Annotated in this window: 2 protein-coding genes; both read left to right on the top strand. The window is 71.3% G+C overall.

Translation table 11 applies throughout. The features are described from left to right. On the top strand, window positions 1-1,330 hold a 1,330-nt coding region (locus AC5LSR_RS23325; RefSeq protein ID WP_493469037.1), incomplete at its 5' end, for a L,D-transpeptidase. A gap of 179 nt (window positions 1,331-1,509) precedes the next feature. Next, a partial coding sequence (locus tag AC5LSR_RS23320) for a hypothetical protein (RefSeq protein ID WP_493469036.1) occupies window positions 1,510-1,815 on the top strand: 306 nt, incomplete at its 3' end.

Genomic DNA, 1,815 nt, shown 5'->3' with positions numbered 1-1,815 from the left:
TGGCGCAGGAGGAGCACGCCCGCACGGCATATCCTCCTCACAACGGTCGCTCATATCGACCGTCGGCGCGGCGCTGCTCGTCTGTATCGCCCTGACCTCGTGCTCACCGCGGACGGACGGGACGGGTTCGGCGTCCGCCCCCGGTGGCCTGGCCGCGCCGACCGCGGCGGCACCGCAGATCACCATCACGCCCGCGGACCGCTCCCAGGGCGTGGCGCTCACCAGCACCGTGGTGGTGCGCGGTAACGCTCCGCTACAGTCGGTGAAGGTGCTGCGGGGGGCGAGCAAGTCCCAGGACACCTCCGCCGGTGAGCTGGCCGGCCAGCTCTCCGCGGACGGCAGGACCTGGACGTCCACCGGCGGGCTCTTCGCGGACACGCAGTACCAGGTGTCGGCGACGACGGTCCCCGCGAACGGCGTGGCGGGCACCGCGACCACGGCGGCCACCTTCACCACGGTGAATCCGGCGAAACCCTTCAAGGTGTCGTGGGAACCGGCCGCCGGGCAGGCCGTCGGTATCGGCACACCCATCACACTGACCTTCAACGCGGCGGTCACCGACCGGGCGGCCGTTCAGAAGCGTCTGATGGTCACCACCGACCCGCCGGTCAACGGCGCCTGGAACTGGGCGTCGAACCAGGTCGTGCGTTGGCGCCCGCAGCAGTACTGGAAAGCGGGGACCAAGGTGCACGTCGAGGCGAATCTCGCCGGGCTGGACGCCGGCGGCAGCCGTTTCGGCGTGAAGGACCGGGCCATGGATTTCGTCATCGGCCCGGCGCAGATCAGTTATGTCGACGCCGCCACCCACACGATGAAGGTATATCGCAACGGCGTCCTGCAGAAGACCATGGCGGTCAGTCTCGGCAAGCCCTCGTCGCCGACCATGGACGGCCCGCACAACGTCCTCGGCACCGCCCAGACGGTGATTATGGACTCCGCGACGGTCGGTATTCCCAAGGGCGATCCGGACTACTACTACGAAACCGTCCAGTGGAACGTGCAGTTCACCAGCGGCGGTGAGTACGTCCACTCGGCGCCGTGGTCGGTCGGCGCGCAGGGGCAGGACAACGTCTCGCACGGCTGCGTGAACGCGTCGCCGGCGGACGCCGAATGGTTCTACCGGTTCAGCCGGCTGGGCGACATCGTCGATGTGCGCAACACCGGCCGGTCGCCGGACACCTCCCAGCTCGGCAACGAGTGGTCGATCTCCTGGAATCGGTGGGTCGCGGGCAGCGCCCTGCCGGTGACGGCCGCGACCACCGCGCCGCCGCCGGCGGACGCGGGCATCGTCGGCGCGGCGGCCAGCCCGCCACCGACGATCCGTTCCTGACAACCGCCGCCGGCCGCATCTGCTCGTCCGGCCGGCGGCGTGGGGCACCGGCCGGACGGTAGGTGCGGCCGGGAAGCGATGATCTCCCGGGATGGTTGGGCTAAAGGTTGTCCCGACCCGACCAGCCATCCGGGGAGATTCGCGCGAACAGCAGCCCGTCCGACCATCACGGCGGCCTCGTGACGCCGGGCTCAACCGGCCAGCCGGCTGGGCCGGCCCAGCCGACACCGCCGGCCCAGCCGACACCGCCGGCCCAGCCGACGTCCGGGCCGGGCTGGCTGCGCCGGCTGGGCGGGTGTGTCCTGCGCTACCGGCGCAACGCGGCCGTGGCCTGCGGCGCGGCGGTGCTGGCCACCGTGCTCGCCGCGATCACGCCACTGATCGAGCGTGGGGTGATCGACAACGTCGTGGTCGGCCACCGGCATCCGCTCGCGCCCTATGTGGCCGCGCTGCTCGCGGCCGGGAGTCTGCGTTTTGCCGCGAGC

The sequence above is a fragment of the Protofrankia sp. CiP1_Cm_nod4 genome, assembly GCF_982290645.1.
The sequence above is the reverse complement of the archived record's forward strand: the minus strand, read 5'-3'. Positions and strand labels throughout refer to the sequence as shown.